This is a genomic window from Bilophila wadsworthia ATCC 49260 (assembly GCF_000701705.1).
GTDB lineage: Bacteria > Desulfobacterota > Desulfovibrionia > Desulfovibrionales > Desulfovibrionaceae > Bilophila > Bilophila wadsworthia.
Genome location: NZ_JNJP01000008.1, coordinates 71,684 through 91,382, shown reverse-complemented (window position 1 = coordinate 91,382; position 19,699 = coordinate 71,684). Strand labels below are relative to the sequence as shown.

Annotated in this window: 18 protein-coding genes; 8 read left to right on the top strand and 10 right to left on the bottom strand. The window is 64.1% G+C overall.

Features of this window, described 5'->3' with window-relative positions; all coding sequences use genetic code 11:
* Nucleotides 1–255 precede the first annotated feature (255 nt).
* Nucleotides 256–1,221 carry a DUF6282 family protein gene (locus T370_RS0105600; RefSeq protein WP_034505833.1) on the top strand — a complete coding sequence of 322 codons (966 nt, stop codon included), beginning with the start codon at nt 256–258 and terminating at the stop codon, nt 1,219–1,221.
* Nucleotides 1,222–1,312: 91 nt separating this feature from the next.
* Nucleotides 1,313–3,064 carry a UGSC family (seleno)protein gene (locus T370_RS0105590; protein ID WP_279059950.1) on the top strand — a complete coding sequence of 584 codons (1,752 nt, stop codon included), beginning with the start codon at nt 1,313–1,315 and terminating at the stop codon, nt 3,062–3,064.
* A 53-nt stretch (nt 3,065–3,117) separates the two neighbouring features.
* On the opposite strand, the gene T370_RS0105585 is transcribed toward T370_RS0105590, so the two are convergent.
* A complete protein-coding gene (locus T370_RS0105585) occupies nt 3,118–4,596 on the bottom strand; it encodes a sensor histidine kinase (RefSeq protein ID WP_029435038.1) in 1,479 nt (492 codons plus the stop codon).
* Between the two features lie 12 nt (nt 4,597–4,608).
* Nucleotides 4,609–5,334, bottom strand: a complete 726-nt coding sequence (locus T370_RS0105580) for a response regulator transcription factor (protein WP_009368989.1) — start codon at nt 5,332–5,334, stop codon at nt 4,609–4,611.
* Nucleotides 5,335–5,902: 568 nt separating this feature from the next.
* On the opposite strand from T370_RS0105580, the gene T370_RS0105570 reads away from it, so the two are divergent.
* Both T370_RS0105570 and T370_RS0105565 read left to right on the top strand, forming a co-directional pair.
* Nucleotides 5,903–7,690, top strand: a complete 1,788-nt coding sequence (locus T370_RS0105570) for a UGSC family (seleno)protein (protein WP_412666812.1) — start codon at nt 5,903–5,905, stop codon at nt 7,688–7,690.
* Between the two features lie 236 nt (nt 7,691–7,926).
* On the top strand, nt 7,927–9,156 hold the full coding sequence (locus T370_RS0105565) for a hypothetical protein (RefSeq protein WP_051643746.1): 1,230 nt from the start codon (nt 7,927–7,929) through the stop codon (nt 9,154–9,156).
* 246 nt (nt 9,157–9,402) lie between these two features.
* Here the strand turns inward: T370_RS0105565 and T370_RS0105560 are convergent, their stop codons facing one another.
* Nucleotides 9,403–10,683: an L-cysteine desulfidase family protein gene (locus T370_RS0105560; protein WP_029435035.1), complete on the bottom strand. Its 1,281-nt coding sequence runs from the start codon at nt 10,681–10,683 to the stop codon at nt 9,403–9,405.
* A gap of 266 nt (nt 10,684–10,949) precedes the next feature.
* Between T370_RS0105560 and T370_RS24830 the strand changes: the two genes are divergently transcribed.
* Nucleotides 10,950–11,315 (top strand): hypothetical protein, encoded by a 366-nt coding sequence (locus tag T370_RS24830; protein ID WP_156034337.1) that lies wholly within the window; start codon nt 10,950–10,952, stop codon nt 11,313–11,315.
* On the opposite strand, the gene T370_RS24825 is transcribed toward T370_RS24830, so the two are convergent.
* Both T370_RS24825 and T370_RS0105545 read right to left on the bottom strand, forming a co-directional pair.
* Nucleotides 11,310–11,456 carry a hypothetical protein gene (locus T370_RS24825; protein ID WP_156034336.1) on the bottom strand — a complete coding sequence of 49 codons (147 nt, stop codon included), beginning with the start codon at nt 11,454–11,456 and terminating at the stop codon, nt 11,310–11,312. The genes T370_RS24830 and T370_RS24825 overlap by 6 nt on opposite strands.
* Before the next feature lie 142 nt (nt 11,457–11,598).
* A complete protein-coding gene (locus tag T370_RS0105545) occupies nt 11,599–12,816 on the bottom strand; it encodes a M20/M25/M40 family metallo-hydrolase (RefSeq protein ID WP_005030145.1) in 1,218 nt (405 codons plus the stop codon).
* Nucleotides 12,817–13,180: 364 nt separating this feature from the next.
* Here T370_RS0105545 and T370_RS23480 point away from each other — a divergent pair, with 364 nt between their 5' ends.
* The 3 genes from T370_RS23480 to T370_RS23470 all read left to right on the top strand — a co-directional run bounded on the left by T370_RS23480 (nt 13,181) and on the right by T370_RS23470 (nt 14,671).
* Nucleotides 13,181–13,423, top strand: a complete 243-nt coding sequence (locus T370_RS23480) for an SDR family oxidoreductase (RefSeq protein WP_051643745.1) — start codon at nt 13,181–13,183, stop codon at nt 13,421–13,423.
* Entirely contained in the window at nt 13,420–13,629 is a 210-nt protein-coding gene (locus T370_RS23475) for an SDR family oxidoreductase (protein ID WP_051643744.1), read from the top strand. Before T370_RS23480 ends, T370_RS23475 begins: the two co-directional genes overlap by 4 nt.
* A 199-nt stretch (nt 13,630–13,828) precedes the next feature.
* On the top strand, nt 13,829–14,671 hold the full coding sequence (locus T370_RS23470; protein WP_248604222.1) for a DUF3795 domain-containing protein: 843 nt from the start codon (nt 13,829–13,831) through the stop codon (nt 14,669–14,671).
* Between the two features lie 252 nt (nt 14,672–14,923).
* On the opposite strand, the gene T370_RS0105520 is transcribed toward T370_RS23470, so the two are convergent.
* From T370_RS0105520 to T370_RS0105500, 5 genes are read right to left on the bottom strand one after another with little or no spacing between them, the layout of a single operon-like run.
* Nucleotides 14,924–16,351 (bottom strand): sodium:solute symporter family protein, encoded by a 1,428-nt coding sequence (locus tag T370_RS0105520; RefSeq protein ID WP_005030148.1) that lies wholly within the window; start codon nt 16,349–16,351, stop codon nt 14,924–14,926.
* A 43-nt stretch (nt 16,352–16,394) separates the two neighbouring features.
* Nucleotides 16,395–17,777 (bottom strand): FAD/NAD(P)-dependent oxidoreductase, encoded by a 1,383-nt coding sequence (locus T370_RS0105515; protein WP_029435032.1) that lies wholly within the window; start codon nt 17,775–17,777, stop codon nt 16,395–16,397.
* Nucleotides 17,774–18,076 (bottom strand): (2Fe-2S)-binding protein, encoded by a 303-nt coding sequence (locus tag T370_RS0105510; protein WP_005030153.1) that lies wholly within the window; start codon nt 18,074–18,076, stop codon nt 17,774–17,776. The genes T370_RS0105515 and T370_RS0105510 overlap by 4 nt, the downstream gene beginning before the upstream one ends.
* 32 nt (nt 18,077–18,108) lie before the next feature.
* Entirely contained in the window at nt 18,109–19,284 is a 1,176-nt protein-coding gene (locus T370_RS0105505; protein ID WP_005030155.1) for an NAD(P)/FAD-dependent oxidoreductase, read from the bottom strand.
* On the bottom strand, nt 19,281–19,664 hold the full coding sequence (locus T370_RS0105500) for a RidA family protein (protein ID WP_005030157.1): 384 nt from the start codon (nt 19,662–19,664) through the stop codon (nt 19,281–19,283). The genes T370_RS0105505 and T370_RS0105500 overlap by 4 nt, the downstream gene beginning before the upstream one ends.
* Between the last annotated feature and the right edge of the window lie 35 nt (nt 19,665–19,699).

Sequence of the window (19,699 nt, the reverse complement as noted above, 5' to 3'; positions counted from 1 at the left end):
GGGGGAGGAAGATCGAAGGGGGGAGGAGGGGACTTTCTCCAGAAAGTCCCCTCCTCCCCCCTTCGATCTTCCTCCCCCGCTCACCATCCGGCCCCCAAACGATTGTAAAGGGTGCCTTAACAATTTTTTACATCGGACGGCGTAAAGTTCATATCCGGTTAACATTAGCCGCCTATCATGCCTTCAAATGAACAAGGATGCCAACCTTGCCGTAGTGGCAGGGTGTTCCATAACCCGTAGCAGAAGGAGCATACGATGCCCAGTTCTCGCAGGGAGTTCATGAAGGCTGCGGCCCTTACCGGCGCCCTTGCCGTGTCTGGCCGCTTGTTGGAAGGCGAAGCCGGAGCCGCGACGCCCCCCATCGACAAGGATCTCGACGGCGTGATCGAAATGCACGTACATGCCGATCCCGATGTCCGGGCCCGCTGCATCGACCAGCTGACGCTGACCCGGCAGTGCAAGCAGAACGGCTATCGCGGGATCATGTACAAGTGCCATGATTTCATCACCAACGACATCGCCTATCTGCTGCGGGCCACGGTGCCCGGCATCGAAGTCTTCGGCGGGATCGCGCTCAACAGGAACTACGGCGACACGGTCAACGTGCAGGCCGCCAAGATGGCTACGCAGGTCACCGGCCATTACTGCCGCTGCATCTGGATGCCGACCTACCAGTCGGCGTTCGACATGCGGAAGAAGGGCGGCGGCGTGCCCGTGCTCGACGCGCAGGGGAAGGTGTTGCCCGAGGTCGTCAAGGTCATGGAAATCTGCGCCGACGCCGACATCATTTTCGCCACGGGGCACTCCTCTCCCGACGAATGCGTCGTGCTCACCGCCAAGGCCAAGGAAGTGGGCGTCAAGAAGGCGGTCGTCACGCACGCGAGCCAGGCCCCGTGGAAGCTGTCGATGGATCAGGCCAAGGCCTGTATCGACAACGGCGCGTATCTGGAACACAGCGTGCTGCCGTACTTCAAGGGCCCTCATGCGGTGATTCCGGGGTACCGGGAACAGCCGCAGGTCACGATGGAGGAATTCGCCTCGTACATCGCCCTCGCCCCGGATCGGCAGTTCATCAGCACGGACCTCGGGCAGGCGCTCAACCCCAACCCCGTCGACGGGATGCGCACGTTCATCACCGGGCTGCGCAAGGCCGGGGTGAAGGACGACGTGCTGAACGCCGTTACCCGGAAGACCCCGGCCATGCTGCTGGGGCTGGACTAGCCTTCCGGCGCGCAGGGGATCACAAAGTCTGTAAGGGAGCTCCGGCACCAGGCCGGATCAGAAGAATGTACCTTTAACCCAGGAGAAAGCTATGCTTACGTATTTGAAGCATATGGCTCTCGCGGCTGCTGCCGCCCTCTGTGCGGCACCGGCGGCGCAGGCAGCCGATCAGCCGCAGGAATGGGAGCTCATCAATCCCACCGGCGAGATCGAAAAGGTCGCCGTGGAACCGGCCAAGCGGATCACGGCGCTTGAGGGCAAGACCATCGCCCTGCGCTGGAACGGCAAGAATAACGGCGATCTGGTGCTCGACCGCCTTGCCGAACTGCTGGCCAAGAAGTATCCCACCGCCAAAGTCGTGAAGACGTACCGCGACATGGCCGATCAGAACCTGAACAAGATTTCCGCCACGCAGGACGAGTCCATGCGTATCGTGAAGGCGGTAGCCAGCGTGAGGCCCGACATCGTCATCGCCTCACAGGCCGACTGAGGCAGCTGTACCTCATGGCTGGTAGTTGACCAGTCCAATCTTGAAAAGTCCGGCATTCCCACTGTCACCATCGTTACCGACCCCTTCCTGACCCTTTCGCGCGGCACCCAGAAGAGCCAGGGCCTCACCGACATGTGCTTTGTGACGGTCCCCCATCCTCTGGGCATGATCTCCAAGGAAGAAGTCAACGCCAAGGTCGACACGGCGTTTGACGACATCGTGAAGGCGGCCACCGCCTGGACCCCGTCCAAGGAAAAGCAAGACGCCCAGGTCAAGCCCTATCCCGCCAAGCGGTTCAAGTTCTCCGGCACCTACGCCGATGTGAACGACATGTTCCAGAAGCGCAAGTGGTCCCTCAGCCTGCCCATCGTCCCGCCCACCGTGGACAAGGTGGCGGCCATGCTCAAGGGCACCAAGCGCAATCCCGCCGAAGTCCTTTGGGTCGTGCCTCCCCGTCAGGGCATGTTGACCGTCGAGCTTGTCGCCGCCCTCGGCGTCATGGCCGGAGCCAAGCCCGAACACATGCCGCTGCTCATCGCCACGGTGGAAGCCATGGCCGATCCCGTCGCCGCGTGGCGCGGCCCGACGACCACCACCGCCGCCACCGTGCCCGTGTTCTTCATCAGCGGACCCATCATCGAAAAGCTGAAGCTCAACCCCGGCACCGGCACCGCCGGAGGCGAAAACCCGGTGACCAACGCCCTCGGCTATTTCGTCAACCTCGTCGGCGACGTGGTGGGCGGCTCCGTGCCCCCGAACTTCGACAAAAGCACGCACGGCTCCTCGGCCGACCTCGTGGCCATGGTGTTCACGGAAAACGCCAAGGAAAACCCGTGGAAGACGACCTACGCCGAAGAAGCGGGCTTCAAGCCGAGCGACAGCATCGTGACGCATTTCAGCGCCTATCTCGGCAACGCCAACATCGACCATGACAGCAAGACCGGCCAGCGCCTCCTGACCACCCTGTCCACCGGCCTGCTCGGATCGGCTTCCGGCCTCGCCTCCTGCCTTGCCGACTACGATGCCACCTATGCCATCAACAACAAGGTTTCCTTCGCGTTCATCGTCCTGTGCCCCGAGCACGCGGCGACCATTGCCAAGGACTTTCCGGACCAGCGGGCCGCCCGCGACTTCATGCGGGAAACGGCGGCCATGCCGTACAAGTTCTACTCGCAGGAAACCTGCGTTCCGGGCAAGGACTTCGGTCCCTATGACGAAAACACCTTCATCCCCCGCTTCAAGAAGACCGAGTCCATCAAGTTCTTCGTCTCGGGCGGGCCGGGCAAGCAGTCCCAGATCTGGGTACCCTTCCCGCAGGTGTTCAAGCCCGTTTCCAAGAAGATAGCCGAATAGCCATCCACCCTCAAACACAGCCGGATCTTTCCCCCCAAAGATCCGGCTGTCCCTTATTCGCCCCGCTGCCCGCACGGAAAGATCATGGTCACGGAGAACCCGCGCGGCTTCTCGTTGGCGCAGAAAACCGAACCGCCGCACTGTTCGATGCTGTTCCTGATGATGGCCAGCCCGAGGCCCGAGCCGCCCGGATGTTTGCGCTGCGCCTCGGCTCCCCGGAAGAAAGGCTCGGTCAGCGAAGGGAGCTCGGCTTCGGGCACGCCGTCGCCCGAGTCGACCACCCGCAGCAGCACAGCGTTGTCCACGGGGCGGAACCCGATCCGCACCCGGATGGGCCCTTTGGAGCCCGCGTAGGTCACGGCATTGCGCAAGGCGTTGCTTACGGCGCGGCGGATGCAGCCCTTGTCCCCCCAGACCACGAGATTTTCGGGGATGTCCATGCGGATGTCCGCATCCGCCGGGAAATTGCGCCGCAGATCCGCGAGCAGGGGCAGGAGGAGCACTTCCTCACAGGATGCGGGCTGCGGCGCGGACTGGGCGCGCAAAAACTCCAGCACGTCGTCGGTCAGCTGCGTCAGGTTGTCCAGCTCCCTCATGACGCGGCGGACGCGCTCCCGGTATTCTCCCTCGGATTTCTTTTCCAGCACGGCAAGGCCGAGGTCGCAGTGCCCGAGCGACGTATTGAGCTCGTGGGCGATGTGCCGGATGAACTGGCGCTGGCCCGCCATCTGCTGGTTCAGGCGGCGGGTCATGGTGCCGAGCGCCCGGCTCAGGCGGCCTATCTCATCCTGCCGCGCGGCATTGACGGGCAGGGGCGGGACGCCGCCCGGATTCCCCTCGGCGGCGATGCGTTCGGCATAGTCGGCCATGCCCAGGAGGGGCCTCGCAAGGTGCCAGACGAAAGGGGCCCACCACAGGCAGGACAGGCCGATGATCCCGAGCGCCACAAACAGCGCCAGCCTGAAGTTGAAGAAAAGCCCCTGCCCGGTGAAGTCGTCGGATTCCACCGCCAGCAGCAGGTAATGGGCCTCATGGTTGGCGTCGGGGACAAAGAGGGTCCGGGCGTACCAATACCCCGTCGGGCTCCCCTGCCGGGCGAAGATGGCCGGAGGGGTGGGGGCGAGACCGGTTTCGGTCTGGTAGTCCTCGCTGCCCCTGAAGACCTTGGAGGGATCGGGGCAGAGGGTGAAGGGCGTGCGCGGGATGCGCTGGGCCGTTTCGAGGATGGCGAGGGGGACGAAATCCCCGGCGAAGTACAGCCACGGATCGTCGAGGCTGACCAGATGGAATTGCAGGCCCGGCCTGTCGTAAGCCTTGACGATGGCGCTCCATTCCTGCGTGGAGCGGTATTGCAGCTCGGTGCTGAGCACCCGGAACACGTTTTCCACATTGGAGCTGAACAGCGAGGCAGGCACGAGCCCGTAGGTGTTGCTGAACAGCACGAAGAAAACGAACCCGCCGCCCACCAGCGCGATGAGCAGCAGGTTGAGCAGAAGCCACGCCAGCATTTTGGAGTAGAGCGACTTCAACATGGCTCTCCCCGGCTACCGGATGAGGGAATAGCCGACGCCTCGCAGCGTCCGGATATACTGCGGCGATCCGGTGTCCTCGCGCAGTTTGCGCCGCAGCGAGGAAATGTGCACGTCGATGGAGCGGTCGTATTTGTTGAAGTCCCGTTCGGCGGTGATGCGCAGGAGATCCTCGCGGGAAAAGACGCTTCCCGGTTCGGAAATGAGCGTGAAGAGGATCTGGAATTCCGAAACGGTCAGGTTGAGCGGTTCGCCGTGAAGGAAGGCTTCCTTGGTGTGGTTGTTCACGGTGAGGTCGCGCACGCGGAGGATATCCCTGCCGTCCGTTTTTTCCGGCGGCGCGCTTTCCTGCTCCGGAGCGCAGCGCCGCAGCACGGCCCGGATGCGCGCCAGCAGTTCCCGAGAGGAAAACGCCTTGGGCACATAGTCGTCCGCGCCGATTTCCAGCGCGATGATGCGGTCGGTTTCCTCATTGTGCGCCGAGAGCATGACCACGGGCGGGGACTGCATCCTCCGGATGCGGCGCAGCACGTCCAGCCCGTTGATGTCGGGCAGGAACATGTCGAGCAGGATCAGATCGAAGGCGCGCCTGTCCAGAATGTCGAGGCCGGATTGCCCGTCATGGGCGCAGGTGAGGCTTATGGAGTTCAGTTCCAGATAATCGTTCAAAAGGGAACAAAATTCCGGATCGTCATCGATGAGGAGAATCCTGACGCCTGAAATCGCAATGTCACCGGGCATATGGGGCTCCTTGTACGGAACGCTGTGGATGGCATGGGCTAAACGCTAGTCTTTTTCCCGGCGTTTGTCATGTCCGGCACGGGAATGGCTCAACAAAAGGGAAGAAAAAGCCATCATCCCGAAAAGAAAGGCACATCCGGAATGCCCCCGGTTGCATCCCGCGGTGGGTGCAGGCATGGGTGAACCCATGCGGGAGCGCTTGCGGAGGCGGGAGAAGGCCGCTGACCGGGGCGGAAACACGTCTCGGGAGCAGGTGATGACGGATAACCGTCATGGATTAAATGTGATTTGCTTGATGACGGGTGTGCTTCCAGCGCTGCCCGCGCAGCGCCGGGACAGGCGCCGCATCCGGGCCTTTGCCCGCCTCACCGCAGGGCAATGCCCCTTGCCGGGGGAGGGCCGCCGCGCCGGGAGGCTGTCCGATGGTTCCTGGTATCTTAACAAAACTTTACATTGCCCGAATGTAAAAATTACAAAAAGCACAAACTGGGTTTACAGCGCTTCTTCATAATGGCTCCAGTCAAGCCCGGCAGCCGGTCGGGCGGAGATAGAGAAAAGGAGTAGGACTATGCAAAGGACGTTCAGAGGACTGATCCTGTCCGCTGCCGCGGCGTGCCTCGTGATGCCCGCAATCGCGGCTCCGGGGGCGCAGGCGGCGGAGAAGCCGCAGGAGTGGGAACTGGTCAACCCGGCGGGCATCATCGAGAAGGCGTCGGTCGATCCGGCCAAGCGGATAGCCTCGCTCGACGGCAAGACGATCGCCTTGCGCTGGAACAGCAAGCACAACGGCGACGTGGTGCTGAACCGTCTGGCCGAGCTGCTGGCGAAGAAGTACCCCAGCGCCACGATCGTCAAGACCTATGAAACCGACAAGAGCCTGAACGCGATCTCCGGGACGGCCGCCGAATCCGAACGCATCGCCAAGGCCGTGGCCTCGGTGAAGCCGGATCTGGTCATCGCCTCCCAATGCGACTGAGGCAGCTGCACCTCATGGCTGGTAGTTGACCAGTGCAATCTCGAAAAGATGGGCGTCCCCACGGTGACAATCGTAACCGACCAGTTCGTAACCCTCGCCCGGGGCACGCAAAAGAGCCAAGGGTTGACGGACATGTGCTTCGTCACGGTGCCGCATCCCATTGGTATGCTCCCCAAGGAGCAGGTCGACGCCAAGGTCGACGCCGCCTTCGGCGACATCGTCAAGGCCGCGACCCAGTGGCAGCCCGTCAAGGAAAAGGAAGCCGCCCAGGAGTCCCCGTATCCTGCCAAGACCTTCAAGTTCACCGGAACCTACGCCGACGTGAACAAGCTGTTCGCCAAGCGCAAGTGGTCGCTTTCGCTTCCCATCATCCCTCCCACCGTTGATCGGGTGCGGGAAATGCTCAAGGGCACCAAGCGCGCCCCCTCCGAAGTGCTGTGGGTCGTCCCGCCCCGCCAGGGTATGCTGACTGTCGAGCTTGTGGCCGTCCTCGGCGTCATGGCCGGGGCCCAGCCCGAGCACATGCCCCTGCTGCTCGCCACGATCGACGCCATGAAGGCCCCTGAGGCGGCATGGCGCGGCACCTCCACCACCACCGCGCCCACGAGCCCCCTGATCGTCATCAGCGGCCCCATCGTCGAAAAGCTCAAGCTCAACGCGGGCACCGGCACAGCCGGAGGCGAAAACCCGGTGACCAACGCCCTCGGCTACTTCGTCAACCTCGTCGGCGACGTGGTGGGCGGCTCCGTGCCCCCGAACTTCGACAAGAGCACGCAAGGCAGTTCCTTCGATCTGGTCGCCAACGTCATCTGCGAAAACGCCAAGGAAACCCCGTGGGACAAGACGTTCGCCGAGGAGCAGGGCTTTACCCGCGACGACAGCGTCGTCACCATCTCCACGTCCTACCTCGCCAACGCCAACATCGATCATGACAGCGTGGCCAGCGAGGATCTGCTGAATACGTTCAGCGCGGGCATCGCCGGATCGGCCTCCGGCATCGCAAGCTGCCTGACCGTCACCGTCCCCGACGAGAAGAGCCCCTACAACAAGCCGCTCAGCGCGTGGAGCAATTCCGTGAGCTACGCGGTGCTGGTCATCTCGCCCGAGCACGCGGCCACCATGTACCGGGACATGAAGTCCAAGGACGCCATCAGGGACTATCTGGTGAAGAACACCGTCCTCCCCTACAAGTTCTACACCAAGGCGACCTGCGTGCCACCGGAGGCCTTCGGCCCCTACGACGCCAACACCCTGATCCCCCGCTTCACCCAGCGGGAATCCATCAAGATGATCGTCTCCGGCGGGCCGGGCAAGCAGTCCCAGTTCTGGGTGCCTTTCCCGCAGGTCCTGAAGCCCGTTTCCGCGAAGATCGCCGAATAACCCTCAACGCCGGGGCCCTCTTCACGGGGGCTCCGGCCCTGTTTTCGGAACGTGCGCAAGCCGTTCGCCAACAGCCCGGATCGCCTCTTGCCGTGGGCGTTTTCGCGTATCCGGGACCGCTCCCGGCGTCCGGGCGGAGCGGTTCGTCCTCGTGGGAAGCGCCGTTGAGGGCATTGGGGACGATGCCGAAACGCGCCTCGACAAACGCCCACAGAAACCTTTCGGAAGGAACCGTCATGCGCATCATCCTTTCTTTTTTGTTCGCGGCGGGGTTGTTCCTCATGCCTCCGGCGCAGGCGGCAAGCCTCACGGTCTGTAATCCGGCGGGGCAGAGCGAGGACGGCGTGTATGTCGATACCATCCTCGCCTCATCGTCCGGCACCGCCGTGGACTTCCCCCGCGCGGACACCGAAACCATCGAAGCCGCAGGCGACGGACTTGAGGCGTTCAACGCCCTGTTCCTCGCCCGGGGCTGGGGCGACGGGCTGCCGCTCGTGCCGCCCACCCCGGAACGCGTCAAAGCCATGCTCGCCGGATACGACCTGCCGGACGACTTCCCCATCGCCACACTCCCGCCGCTGGACGGGGTGGCCACAGTGGGGAAGATCGCGGTCAACGCCGTCATGGCGGGATGCGAGCCGAGGCACATGCCCTTGCTCGTGGCGGCGGTGGAAGCCGTCAGCCAGCCGGAATTCGACCTGCGCGGCGTAGCCACCACGACCAACCCCGACTCCGTGCTCGTCATCGTGAGCGGGCCCATCGTCAAGCGGCTCGGCATCAACGCCGGGACCAACACCTTCGGCAGGGGCAACCGGGCCAACGCTTGCATCGGCAGGGCCCTGCACCTCATCATCAGCAACGTGGGCGGAAGCCGGCCCGGCATCACCGACATGTCCACCCTCGGCCAGCCGGGCGATTTCGCCATGTTTCTGGCCGAGAACGCCGACGCCAGCCCATGGCCGTCCTTTCACACCGAATACGGCTTCCTGCCCGAGCGGAACGTGGTGACCGTGGCTGCGGTGGAGGGGTACTCCGGCATCATGGGCATCGGCTACAGCCGCCCTGAATATCTGGATCTCATCGCGGCATGGCTGCGCGGACACGACCGGCCCTACCGCCGGAGCATCATTCTGCTCGTCGCGCAGGACACCGCGCAGATGCTCGCACGGGAAGGCTGGACGCGGGAGGCCATGCGCCAGTACATCCGGGAACGGGCCCGCATCCCCTTCGGCGAGTGGAACCGGCAGTACCACGGCGCGAAGGAGGCAAGAAAGGGCGTCCCCGAGGAAGTGTTCGCCATCGCCGATCCGAATGAGCTGGTGGACAAGCCGTTTTTCGATTCCATGCCCATCATCGTGGCGGGCGGCACGGGCGAAAAGAGCATGCTGCTGCCCTGCTGGGCCTCGGGGAAGATGGTCAGCCAAGAAATCCGCCTGCCCGCGAGCTGGGGCGAGGGCGTGCGCTGAGCCCCTTTCTCCAGCAAGGCTTGGGAGCGCGTATTCCACAGCGAAGCACGCAACGGTCCGGCATGGCACGTGAGCTTCACTCCGCGTCCCCGTTCTAACGGGCCATCAATTGCCGGCTATTCGCGGGAGGCGGAAAACCGTTCCCCGCCTCCCGCGCCTTGCGCACGCAAAAGGCCACGGATCGTTTCCGATCCGCAGCCTTGGGGATTCCGGGCTGGAGGCGGCCCGGCTTTCTGGGAGCCGGAATCAGGCGCGGATTTCCGCACTCCTGTTCTGGCGGGTCATCAATCCGATCATGACGGAATCCGCGGCGCTGAAAATCTTCTCGTTGAATTCCCGCAGGGTGATGCCAAGCTCGTGGATATCCGGGCTGATGATGCCCTGCGTGTTGCGGATGCCCCGGTTTTCGAGGGCCAGCATGGCGGCTGACCATGCCTCGCTGGCGGCGTTGCTCACCTTGAGCCCGCAGGACTCCTTGGCTCCGTCGCAGATCATGCCGAGGAGCGTCCCCACAAGGGTGATGGCGGCAAGCTCCGCCTGACGCGGGGTTCCGCCGTGCAGCCGGACGATGCCCGCCGCCGCTCCGGCTCCCGCCGCCACCGCGCAGCCGCAGGTGGGGGTCAGGCGTCCGGTATAGGCCTTGATGTAGCCGCACACCAGATGGCTGAGGGCCAGCGCTTCGGCCAGCTTGCGGTCGTCCGCGCCAAGCTCGCGGGCCGTCATGGCCACGGGGATGACCGCCACGATGCCGTGGTTCCCCGAACCCGCGCTGCTCATGACCGCCACGTCACCGCCGCTCATCCGCAGATCCGACGCGGCTCCGGCGACTTCCTTGATCTTGTCCGACAGCGAGCCGTGCCCGTTGTGCTTCGCAAGGGCGCTTCCGATGCCCGCCTGCTCCGTCCCGGCATGGTCGAGGATCGCCATGTTCATCCGCGCGCCTTCGAGCATCTGCCGCACGATGGCGTCGTCGATGCCGAGCGCGAGGTTCCACAGCTCCTCAAAATGCATGGCCGTAAGCTCATCCGTCCAGTCCGTGCCGCCGCTTTGCGCTTCCAGCGGCTGCTCGACGAGGACCGCCCCGTCCGCCACAAGCCGTTCGACATGGTCGTGCTTGCGGGCCACCGTGCAGGAGACGGTATGCCCGCCGCCCGAAAGCGTCACCCGCGCCCACATGGAAGGCGTGCCCTGTACGACCTCTTCCGCCATTTTTCCGGCATCAATGAAGGCCTGCGCCTGTTCCACAGTGTCCGCCGGGATGTCCTCAAGCGCCATCAGCCCCTTGTCGGGATTGCCGCCGAGCGCGCCGAGCACGCACGCCAGCGTCAGCCCCCGCAGGCCGTTCGTCCCCGGGATGCCCACGGAACGCCCGTTCTTATAGATGGCTACGGACATCTCCAGCCGGATGCCTTCCGGCTGCGTGGGAAGGTGGCGGGCGGCGACGGCGGCGGCATAGGCAACGGCCCCCGGCTCGGTGCAGCCGATGGTGGGCTTTACTTCACTCTGAAAAAAAGCATACAGATCCATGATTCCTCCAAATGGCGCGAAACAATATGCCTCCCGCTTTTCAAGAAGCGTTCCAACCCGCTGAGGGCGCTACCCTGCCGTTTTCCAAGGGCAAAAAAGGTGCGGCTGCTTTTTTCGCATTTCACGCCCGTATTTTTCTCATACGGATGAGAAAAATATAAGAAATGAGAAACGACGTTTTCTCAAGATCGCCTTTTGGGAGAAAAGCGTATGCGCACGGCCTCCACTTCGATCCCGCGCTGGCTCGATCTCCCCTTGAACCCCCGTTGCCCCCGGATTCACCGATCCTCGCCCGCTGGAGCGCGGTGCGGAACTGCCTGCCGCCGCTGGCCGAGCTGCTGGATGTGGAAATCGTGCTCATGAGCGCCGGCTATTGCGCCGGCGGGACAGGCACGCACCCGGGCGGCGGCTGCAAGATGCCCGAGGACACCGCGCTCACGTACAGTCTGCGGAGCGGGCAGAGCACGATGGTCCTGTCGCCGGGCGAGGATGCGGTCTGCCGTGCTGTCCGGGCCGGGGGGACTGCACGGATATGGCGAATTTCACCGGCCCGGTGCCCGAGGGCGGGAACGTCGCGGTCGTGGCGCAGATTGTGGCGTTCACGGACGACCGGCGCATGGAATTGCTCATGAAGGCTGAGAAGGCGAGCTGATCAGCCGGATGTCCGGGTTCGCGCGGACGCGGGCGCGCAGGGTGGAAGCCCTGCCGGAGCACCCCTGCGGCAGCCGTTTCCCCGGCATCACCGGGGAAAGCGAAGCGATGCTCCGCCTCAAGGCTTCCATCCTGAAAGCGGCGGCACACGGAAGGGAAAAAGGCGGCGGCGAGCGAACCGGGCATCAGCCTTGCCACGCTCTGCCGCCGCATGGGACAGCTTGGGCTGCTCCCCGGAAAGCGGGGTAACCCGGATGGGCGAACCTATACGCGGGTGGAGGGAAACGCCCGGGCGGCCTGAATGGCGGTAAGCGCGATCATCTTGCAGCGCGGCAACACGGTGTCCACCGACAGGTATTCGCTGGGGGAGTGGAGTTCCGCCCCTTCGGGGCCCATGCTGCAAATGGAGGGGATGCCCAGCACGCTGGCGGTGAATCCGGCTTCGGACGCCCCGAGCGCCCGGTTGCGCCGGATGGTGTAGCCGCCCATAGCTGCGCAGGCCCGTTCCGCCATGCCGAACAGTGTTTCCACGTCCGCCGTGTATTCCAGCGGGTGCAGCCGGATGCCGCCGCTGATCCGCGTGGTGGTCCGGGGCACAAAGGTGCGTGCCGCCACGGCCCGGACGTTCTCCACAAGCCGTTCCGCCGCATCGACCGTATTGAAGGTGATATGGATGCGGGCGTCCGCCCACGGGGCCACGGCATTGGCGGAGTTCCCGCCACTGATGAGCCCGGTGTTGACGATGGTCTGCGCCTGCGCGTCGACAAAGGCGTCGAGGGCCACGATCTTGTGTGCCAGCTCCAGAATGGCGGAGGCCCCGTCTTCGTAGCAGCGCCCGGCATGGGCGGAAATCCCCGAAATCCGCATGTGGAAATGCCCCGAGCCCCGGCGCTCGGTGGTCACGCCGCCGTCCGGGAACCCCGGTTCCGCGCAGATGACGGCGCGCGCCCCGCTGATCCGCTCACGGTAGACGCGGGTAGCCGTGGGTGCCCCCAGCTCCTCGTCGGGCGAGAACATGAGCGTCATGGGAACGTCGATGAGCCCGAGATCCTTCAAGGCGCGGGCGGCGAACATGTTGGCGACCACCCCGGCCTTCATGTCGGCCACGCCGGGGCCGTAGGCGCGGCCCCCCTCCACCCGGAAGGGGCGGGCCGCCGCCGTTCCGGCGGGGAACACCGTGTCCATGTGCCCCAGAAAAACGATGCCCGGCCCGGCTTCCCGCTCGTGGGTACGGGCGGAAAACACGTTGCCGAGCTTCTCCATCCAGCTCTCGTCGGGGTCGATGGCGGGCTTGGCGATCTTTTCCGTATGGAATCCCGCCTCCCGCATCCAGCCGGAAACGGTTTCCCCGACCTTGTTCACGTCCTCCCCGTCTTCGGAAAAGGAATCCATGTTTACCAGCCGCTCGATCATGCCCATGATCTCCGGCTGGCGCCCGTCAAAGTAGGCATTGAGTTTCCCGGTCGCGCTCTCCAGTTCCATGAAAGGCTCCTTCTCCGGCTGACCGCCGGACGGATACACGGTTGAGGACGGAATGGGGCGGGCCGCCTGCGGTTACGGGAGGAACCCGCCCCGCAAGGCGGCCTGACGTGATGTTCCTTGAAAAGGGATACGGAGTTCGGCTTATTTTGGCAATGCCTCCGCTATGTTCCGCGTCCGCCCAAACCGGGGAAAGCCAGAAACGGGAGGCGTCCCTCAATCAGCCCGCTGCGGGCAACCCTTTTTCGCCACAGGCGCTTTCCGGCGGAAAAATCGCTTGATGGAAAAAGGACAACAACATACTGTGATCTCACGATTTCGTTAAACGGAATAGCATTCCGTACTACGGAATAAAAGAGAGGGCAGCATGTCGGCTTCCATCCAAGTTCTGACCCGTGCCATACAGCTTTTGGAGATCCTGCCCCGGAAGGACGCACCCATGTGCCTTGCGGAGATCGCCGAGGCGTCCGGCCTGCCCAAAAGCAGCGCCTATCCGGTCAGCAAGGCCGGGCTCATCATGTTTACCAAGTGCCTCGCCGTCGAGTACGCGGCTGAAGGCATCCGGGCCAACGCCCTCTGCCCCGGCCAGATCCTTACGGATATGAAATGAACGTGAAGCGGTACGCCCGCGAAGCCGCTGCCGAAGGCTGCACGCCCGAGGAAACCATGCGGCGGGCCATTGCCACCGTCCCGCCCGGACGCATCGGCACGCCCCGAGATGTGGGCCTTGCCGCCGCGTTCCTCGTTTCGGACGCTTCCGCCTACATGACCGGGCAGGCGCTGAACGTCACCGGGGGGCAAATCACCGAGCTCTAGCGTTTCCCCCTCTCCCAAGCTTTCGGATGGCCTTTCCCCGGAGGCCGCTTTCCCCGTTTTTCTCGGCTTTTCTTTCCGTCTTCCGTGCATCCTCCACCAGCAAACGGAGAGCCGCCCAATGAAGCCTCATGAAACAGCCTTCCCCTGCGAAACCCCTCGCCTGTCTTTCCGTATGGCAGGCCCGTCCTGTACGGAAGGCATGGTTACGTATTGGCCACATTCCGCCGCCGTAACGGAGGCCGGGGCTTGCGGCGGCCCTTGTCAAGGGATGCACGAAGGGATCAACGGCGGCGGACGGAAAGCGGGCTCCCAGTCTCAGGAAAAGGGGCTCTTCCGCTTCGCCATTCTTTCCAAGGAAACCGGGAACGCCGTCGGCACCCTTGAATGCTCCTCCGTAACCGAAGGGGATGACTCCGCAAAGACCATGCGGATCGGGCTTGCCGGACAACACGATTCCGAAAGCTATCTTGAGGAAGCGCTCCGGTTTGCCGTCCTGACGCTTATCCCCGCCCATGCGCTCCGTGGGTTGCGCGTCATCGTCCCCCATGCCCATGAGCGCGTATCTTTGCTGAAACAATACGGTTTCGAACCTTCAGAAGAGGGCGGCCCTGCCTTGTTCCAAAGGGCGGACCGGACGTATTTCGACGCGGGAAAGGGCATGGCCCTCTGCGGGCTGGCGTGCTGCGTGTGCAGCGAGAACCCCACATGCGCGGGGTGCAGGAATGAGGGATGCAAGGACAGGTCATGGTGCCAGCCCTTCAACTGCTGCAAACAAAAAAAGCTCAACGGCTGCTGGGAGTGCCCGGCATTCCCCTGCGACAACCCCATGTTCAACAAGCAGCGCGTGCGGGCGTTCGCCGCCTTTGTCCTCGAACACGGGGAAGCCGCGTTGATCCGGGCTTTGCAAAAGAACGAAGCGGACGGCGTGCTCTACCATTATCCGGGGCGGCTCGTCGGAGACTATGATCTGCCCGAAAGCGGGAGCGCTATCCGCGCCATGCTGCTGAGAGGGCTGGAGGCGGCTCAAGACGCCCGTTCCTGAGCCACACGCCGGAACAAAAACCGGGGCCGCTCCCGGCGCTCCCATAAAAAGGGGGGGAGAGCCATCTCCCCCCCTTTTTATGGGAATGCGTTGCGGCCTTTTTCCGGCGGAAGCGGGCCTACTGCTTGTTCAGATCCCTGAGCCACTGGATGATGCCGAAGAACACCCACACGCCGCAGACGATATTCAGGAAGAAAGACAGATAGAACAGGTATTTCGTCAGTTGAAGCCACATGGTGACGCCTCCGGCGGTTAGTTGAGGTCGGGGAGGAAGGGGCCTTCGGGCTTGTGGCCCTTCATCTTCTGGTGGATGAAGAACAGTACGAGGCAGTTCATGCCGATGCCGATGAAGTTGGCGGGGATGCCGAAGGGTTCCCCAAGCACCTTGTCGCTCCACAGGAAGAAGCTCAAGCCGCCCGCGATGACGGCTGGAGCGCCCGCGTAGGGTGAGATCTTGCCCCAGAGCAGGCCGCACATCAAGGGGGGAAGGATGGCGGAAGGCCACAGCTTGAACATGTAGATCATCAGCCCGAACACGTCCTGGAAGATGATGGCCACGCCGATGGAGATGCCGCCCACGACCAGCGTGGACAGGCGGGACTGGCGCAGGAGCTGGGCCTGCGTAGCGGCCGTGTTGATGAACTTGTTGTAGATGTCGCGGGTGTAGATGACCGCGGACGTGTTGATCATGGCCGCGCCGGTGGACATGACGGCGGCGAGCAGCGCTCCGAACACGAGCCCGGTGATGCCGGGAGGCAGGATGTCGCGGATAAGGTTGGTGAAGGCCAGGTCGGGCTTCACGTCGGGCTGGATCGCCATGGACGCCAGGCCGATGGCGGCGGTGGTGGCCATGAAGAAGATCCAGTGCACGCCGAAAATGAGCAGCCCGTTCTTGCTGTCCTTGGCGGACTTGGTGGAGGCGTAACGCTGGATGTAGTACGGCGCGCAGAACTCGCCGAGCAGGAAGCTGAAAAACAGGCCGAGGAACTGGACAAGGGACCAGTTGGCCAGGGGTTTCATGTTCGTCTCAAAGCGCGGGTTGGAGTAGAGGATCGACATCATGGCGTCGAACCCGCCGAGGTGATCGATGGCGAGATAGGCGCAGAGCGTAACCCCGATGACGATGATGACGTACTGCACGGCGTCGGTGAGGGTTACGGCGAGGATGCCGCCCGACCACGTATAGGCCAGCGTCACGATCGAGGCGATCAGCGCGGCGGGGATGAGGCTGATGCCCGTGGCGGTCTGGAGGATGGCGCCCATCGCCAGGATCTGTACCCCGAACGCCCCTACGCAGAACAGGAATCCGAACACACTGGAAAGCAAGCGACCGGAACGCCCATAGTAAATCCCATACAGGTCCCCGAGGCTGTAGACATTTTTCCCGGCGTTGTGGACGCGCCCGGAGATGAACAACCCGGAGAAAATCTGGTTGATGACGACGCCGGTAAGCGCGAAGAACACGATGATCCCTGTAGTATGCATAAAAGAGATACGCCCGATGGTTGCGCCTCCGCCGCACAAGGTGGCGGCGATGGCGGCGAAAAAGATCGGAAGCGGCATACTGCGTCCGGCGACGGCGTAGTCGTCGAAGTTTGAGACCTTTTTCATCGAGTAATAGCCGAGGTACATGACCAGCGCGAAATAGCCGGCGATGACGAAGTAGTCGACAATGTGCATGGGATATCCTTGTAGCGGGGAGATTCACGGTTGCGGGAATGGGTTACTTCGTTTCGGGAAGCCGCAGGAGGGCGGAAAGCGGCACGGGCCGCAGGGGGGAACGGACATGCAGGCGCCCCATGTCGGGGATGGCCCTGCCCGCGGTTTCCGCCGCAATGGCCGCCAGAGCCGGGCCGCAGGTCCTGCCCTGGCAATTGCCCATGCCCGCCCGCGTGCGCAGCTTTACTTCGTTGATGTCGGTCAGGCCGTCGCGGACGGCTTCCCGGATATCCGCCGCGCTGACGTTCTCGCAGCGGCACACGGCTACGTCGTCCGGCACGGCATACAGATCCTTGCGCGGCGAGAACCATGCGTCCAGAAAAGCCTTGGATGCCGTCTGTACGGCAAGGGAACGCTGCAGGGGTGCGCTGCGCCGCCTGAATTCCTCCGGCCCGATGCCTTCCTGCCGCTCCGCCACGGCCAGACCCGCCAGTTCTCCCGCTATCCCAGCGACGGCGGCACCGCGTACGCGGCTGCAGTCCCCGGCGACGTACACGCCTTCCCGCGCCGTCCTGCCGCAGCCGTCGCAGGCCACGGTCCAGCACTGCTGGCGCGCATCCCAATGGTGGGGCAGATCCAGCGCGTTCGCCATGTGCGTACGCGGGATGACCCCGCCGTGGTACAGCAGGGTCGCGGCTTCCAGCGTGTGCGCCGTCCCCTTGGAAAAGAAGGAAACGCGCTCAAGGCGATCCGCACCCTGCGCCTCGATGCCGCTGACGTCACGGTACACGGGCGTCCCGCTCTTCCGCACGTCGTTGAGCATGGACAGGCCCCGGAGCAGCAGGGGCAGGCCGAGCAGCCCCGCCGGGAGGTGCGGCGCGGCCTTGAGCATGTTGCTGGGCGGCGTCTGATCCAGCACGGCGGCGAGGGGGTGCCCCTTGCGGATCAGATGGCTCGCCACAAGGTAGAGCAGGGGGCCGCTGCCCGCGAGCACCACCGACGTTTCCGGAAGCAGGCCCGCCGTCTTGAGGAGGATGTCGCCCGCCCCGGCGTTCATAACCCCGGGAAGCGTCCAGCCCCGGAAGGGGACCGGGCGCTCCATCGCGCCCACGGCGATGATGACGTTTCTGGCCCGCAGATCGAGGACTTCCTCACCACGGGAGGCCAGGATGCGATCCTGTTCCAAGAACCAGACCGTCGTTTCCGGCAGGTATTCCGCGCCGGAACGCCGGAAGCGCCGGACAAGCTCCGTGCCGTCGCGGTAATCGGCGGCCTCGGCAAAACGCTCCTCCGCGCCCGGAGCCGTGACATGGCGGTAGATCTGGCCGCCGGGAAAAGCCTGTTCGTCCACAAGGACGACTTCAAGCCCGGATTCGGCTATGACGCTGGCGGCGCGCAGCCCGGCCGGACCCGCGCCGATGACGAGGGCATCCCACTGGCGGCTCATCGCTCCTGCTCCTTGTCGGGGTATTGGCGTTTGATGTCCATGCCCTCACGGACAATCGTGAGGCAGGCCTGACGGTTGGGCTGGCCGTCGATTTCCACGAGGCATTCGAAACAGGTGCCCATCATGCAGAAGGGTGCCCGGCGTTCCCCGGTCAGAGGATGGATGCTCGTATACCCGGCGTGCGCGTCCCCAAGAAGCGCCGCCGCCACGGTTTTCCCGGCGGGCACGGCGCAGGGCTTGCCTTCAAACGTAACATTGACCAGAGCGGCGTCCTCCGCCGCGGCTTGTGAAGCGGACATAGCCGTATTCCTTGAAAAAGGGTTGAAGGCGGTCACTTGTTCGGAGCCTCGGCATGGGGCGACGAAGCCGCCGATCCCTGAAATCCCGAGCCGCCTCCGGCGAACCGGGACAGCCCGAAGATGGCCCCGTCCGGCGGCAGCGGCTTGCCCATGACATAGTCGGGCAGAGCCTGCTCCAGAATGGCGGCAAGGGACACCGCGCTGTGCATGGCGAAGACGAAGGCGTTCTCGTGCCCCGGAATCCGGTCGTAAATGGGGTATGCGTCCTTCGGCCACACGCGCAGCCCGGTCCAGAACCGCAGGATGCGCTTGCGTTCCAGCTCCGGCCAGACACGGACGGCCCATTGCGCGTTGGCGGCGAGCACTTCGGGGGTGAGCCTCCTGTCCATGCCCATGTTCTCGTGGGCCGCGCCGATCATTACCGTGCCCCCGAAGGTACGGGCGATGCCGAGCAGGGGGATGGGGAGGACATCGGCGGGGATGCGCTCCAGGAGCATCACCTGGCTCTTGTTGGGGAAGACGGGGATGTCCGTACCGAGCTGCGCCGCGAGCTTGCGGACGCCGAGCCCGGCGGCGAGCACGGCCTTGCCGCATTCCAGCGTCCGGCCTCCGCAGACGACGGTATAGCCCTTGCCGGAGGGCTTCACTTCCGAAACCCGTTCCCCGGCGAACAGCGTGCCGCCGAGCCTGACGAAGCTTTTGCGGAACGCAAACATCAGGTGCAGGGGATCGACGTAGCCGTCCATGTCGGACCAGATCCCTCCGGAAACTTCCGGGCCGAAGGGGACCTTGGGCAACATGCCTTCAAGTTCCTTGCGGGAAAGCACGGAGGCCGGGTACGTGCCGTCCTCGGTTTCAGCCCGGAGCTTTTCGATGAACTGGGCGCGCGCCTCAAGCTCGGCTTCCCCGAGGCAGGGGATGATCCCGCCCGTGGGCGCGTAGCCCGTATCGATGCCGGACAATTCCTTCAACTCCGCCGCCAGCTTGCCGTAGGCTCGCGAGGAGGCGAAGCCCCAGCGCACGAACTGCGGGCAGCCGAGCGCCTTGGACTGGCACCAGATCAGGCCCATGTTGGCCCGGGAAGCGCGGGAGAAGGTGGGGACGGCATCCACAAGGCAGGTCTTCACGCCCCGTTTCGCCAGCCCGTACCCGACGGCGGCCCCGGTTACGCCGCCGCCCACGATGACGACGTCGAATGAGGCGTTCATCGGGGTTCCTTCCAGGCCACGCAGTCCATCTCGACCTTGAAATCGTTCATCATATGCCCCTGCACGGTCACGCGGGCCGGGGCGTGTTCGATGGAGAAATACTGGCTGTAGATGCGGTTGAAGATGGCGAAATCGCGGGGATCGTCCAGCCAGACGTTGACTTTGACCACATCCTCGGGGCCGTAGCCTGCCTGACGGAGGGTCTTCATGAGGTTGTCCAGCGTCTGCCGGGCCTGTTCCGCGATGCCGCCGACCACAAATTCCCCTTCGGCGTTTTTCGGGACCTGACCGGCGACGAACAGCCAGCCGTCCGCCTTCACCGCCTGCGAAGCGGGCACGCCGCCCTGCTTGGGCAGACCGAAACGCTCAATGCCTCCCATAAACTCCTCCTCTCAAGTTTGGGGCGGGCGGTTGC

What these genes read in the sequence shown, in the direction of transcription:
- T370_RS0105600 (WP_034505833.1), top strand. Translation starts at nt 256, where the DNA reads ATGCCCAGTTCTCGCAGGGAGTTCATGAAGGCTGCGGCCCTTACCGGC.
- T370_RS0105585 (WP_029435038.1), bottom strand. Translation starts at nt 4,596, where the DNA reads ATGTTGAAGTCGCTCTACTCCAAAATGCTGGCGTGGCTTCTGCTCAAC.
- T370_RS0105580 (WP_009368989.1), bottom strand. Translation starts at nt 5,334, where the DNA reads ATGCCCGGTGACATTGCGATTTCAGGCGTCAGGATTCTCCTCATCGAT.
- T370_RS0105565 (WP_051643746.1), top strand. Translation starts at nt 7,927, where the DNA reads ATGCGCATCATCCTTTCTTTTTTGTTCGCGGCGGGGTTGTTCCTCATG.
- T370_RS0105560 (WP_029435035.1), bottom strand. Translation starts at nt 10,683, where the DNA reads ATGGATCTGTATGCTTTTTTTCAGAGTGAAGTAAAGCCCACCATCGGC.
- T370_RS0105545 (WP_005030145.1), bottom strand. Translation starts at nt 12,816, where the DNA reads ATGGAACTGGAGAGCGCGACCGGGAAACTCAATGCCTACTTTGACGGG.
- T370_RS23480 (WP_051643745.1), top strand. Translation starts at nt 13,181, where the DNA reads ATGTCGGCTTCCATCCAAGTTCTGACCCGTGCCATACAGCTTTTGGAG.
- T370_RS23475 (WP_051643744.1), top strand. Translation starts at nt 13,420, where the DNA reads ATGAACGTGAAGCGGTACGCCCGCGAAGCCGCTGCCGAAGGCTGCACG.
- T370_RS23470 (WP_248604222.1), top strand. Translation starts at nt 13,829, where the DNA reads ATGGTTACGTATTGGCCACATTCCGCCGCCGTAACGGAGGCCGGGGCT.
- T370_RS0105520 (WP_005030148.1), bottom strand. Translation starts at nt 16,351, where the DNA reads ATGCACATTGTCGACTACTTCGTCATCGCCGGCTATTTCGCGCTGGTC.
- T370_RS0105515 (WP_029435032.1), bottom strand. Translation starts at nt 17,777, where the DNA reads ATGAGCCGCCAGTGGGATGCCCTCGTCATCGGCGCGGGTCCGGCCGGG.
- T370_RS0105510 (WP_005030153.1), bottom strand. Translation starts at nt 18,076, where the DNA reads ATGTCCGCTTCACAAGCCGCGGCGGAGGACGCCGCTCTGGTCAATGTT.
- T370_RS0105505 (WP_005030155.1), bottom strand. Translation starts at nt 19,284, where the DNA reads ATGAACGCCTCATTCGACGTCGTCATCGTGGGCGGCGGCGTAACCGGG.
- T370_RS0105500 (WP_005030157.1), bottom strand. Translation starts at nt 19,664, where the DNA reads ATGGGAGGCATTGAGCGTTTCGGTCTGCCCAAGCAGGGCGGCGTGCCC.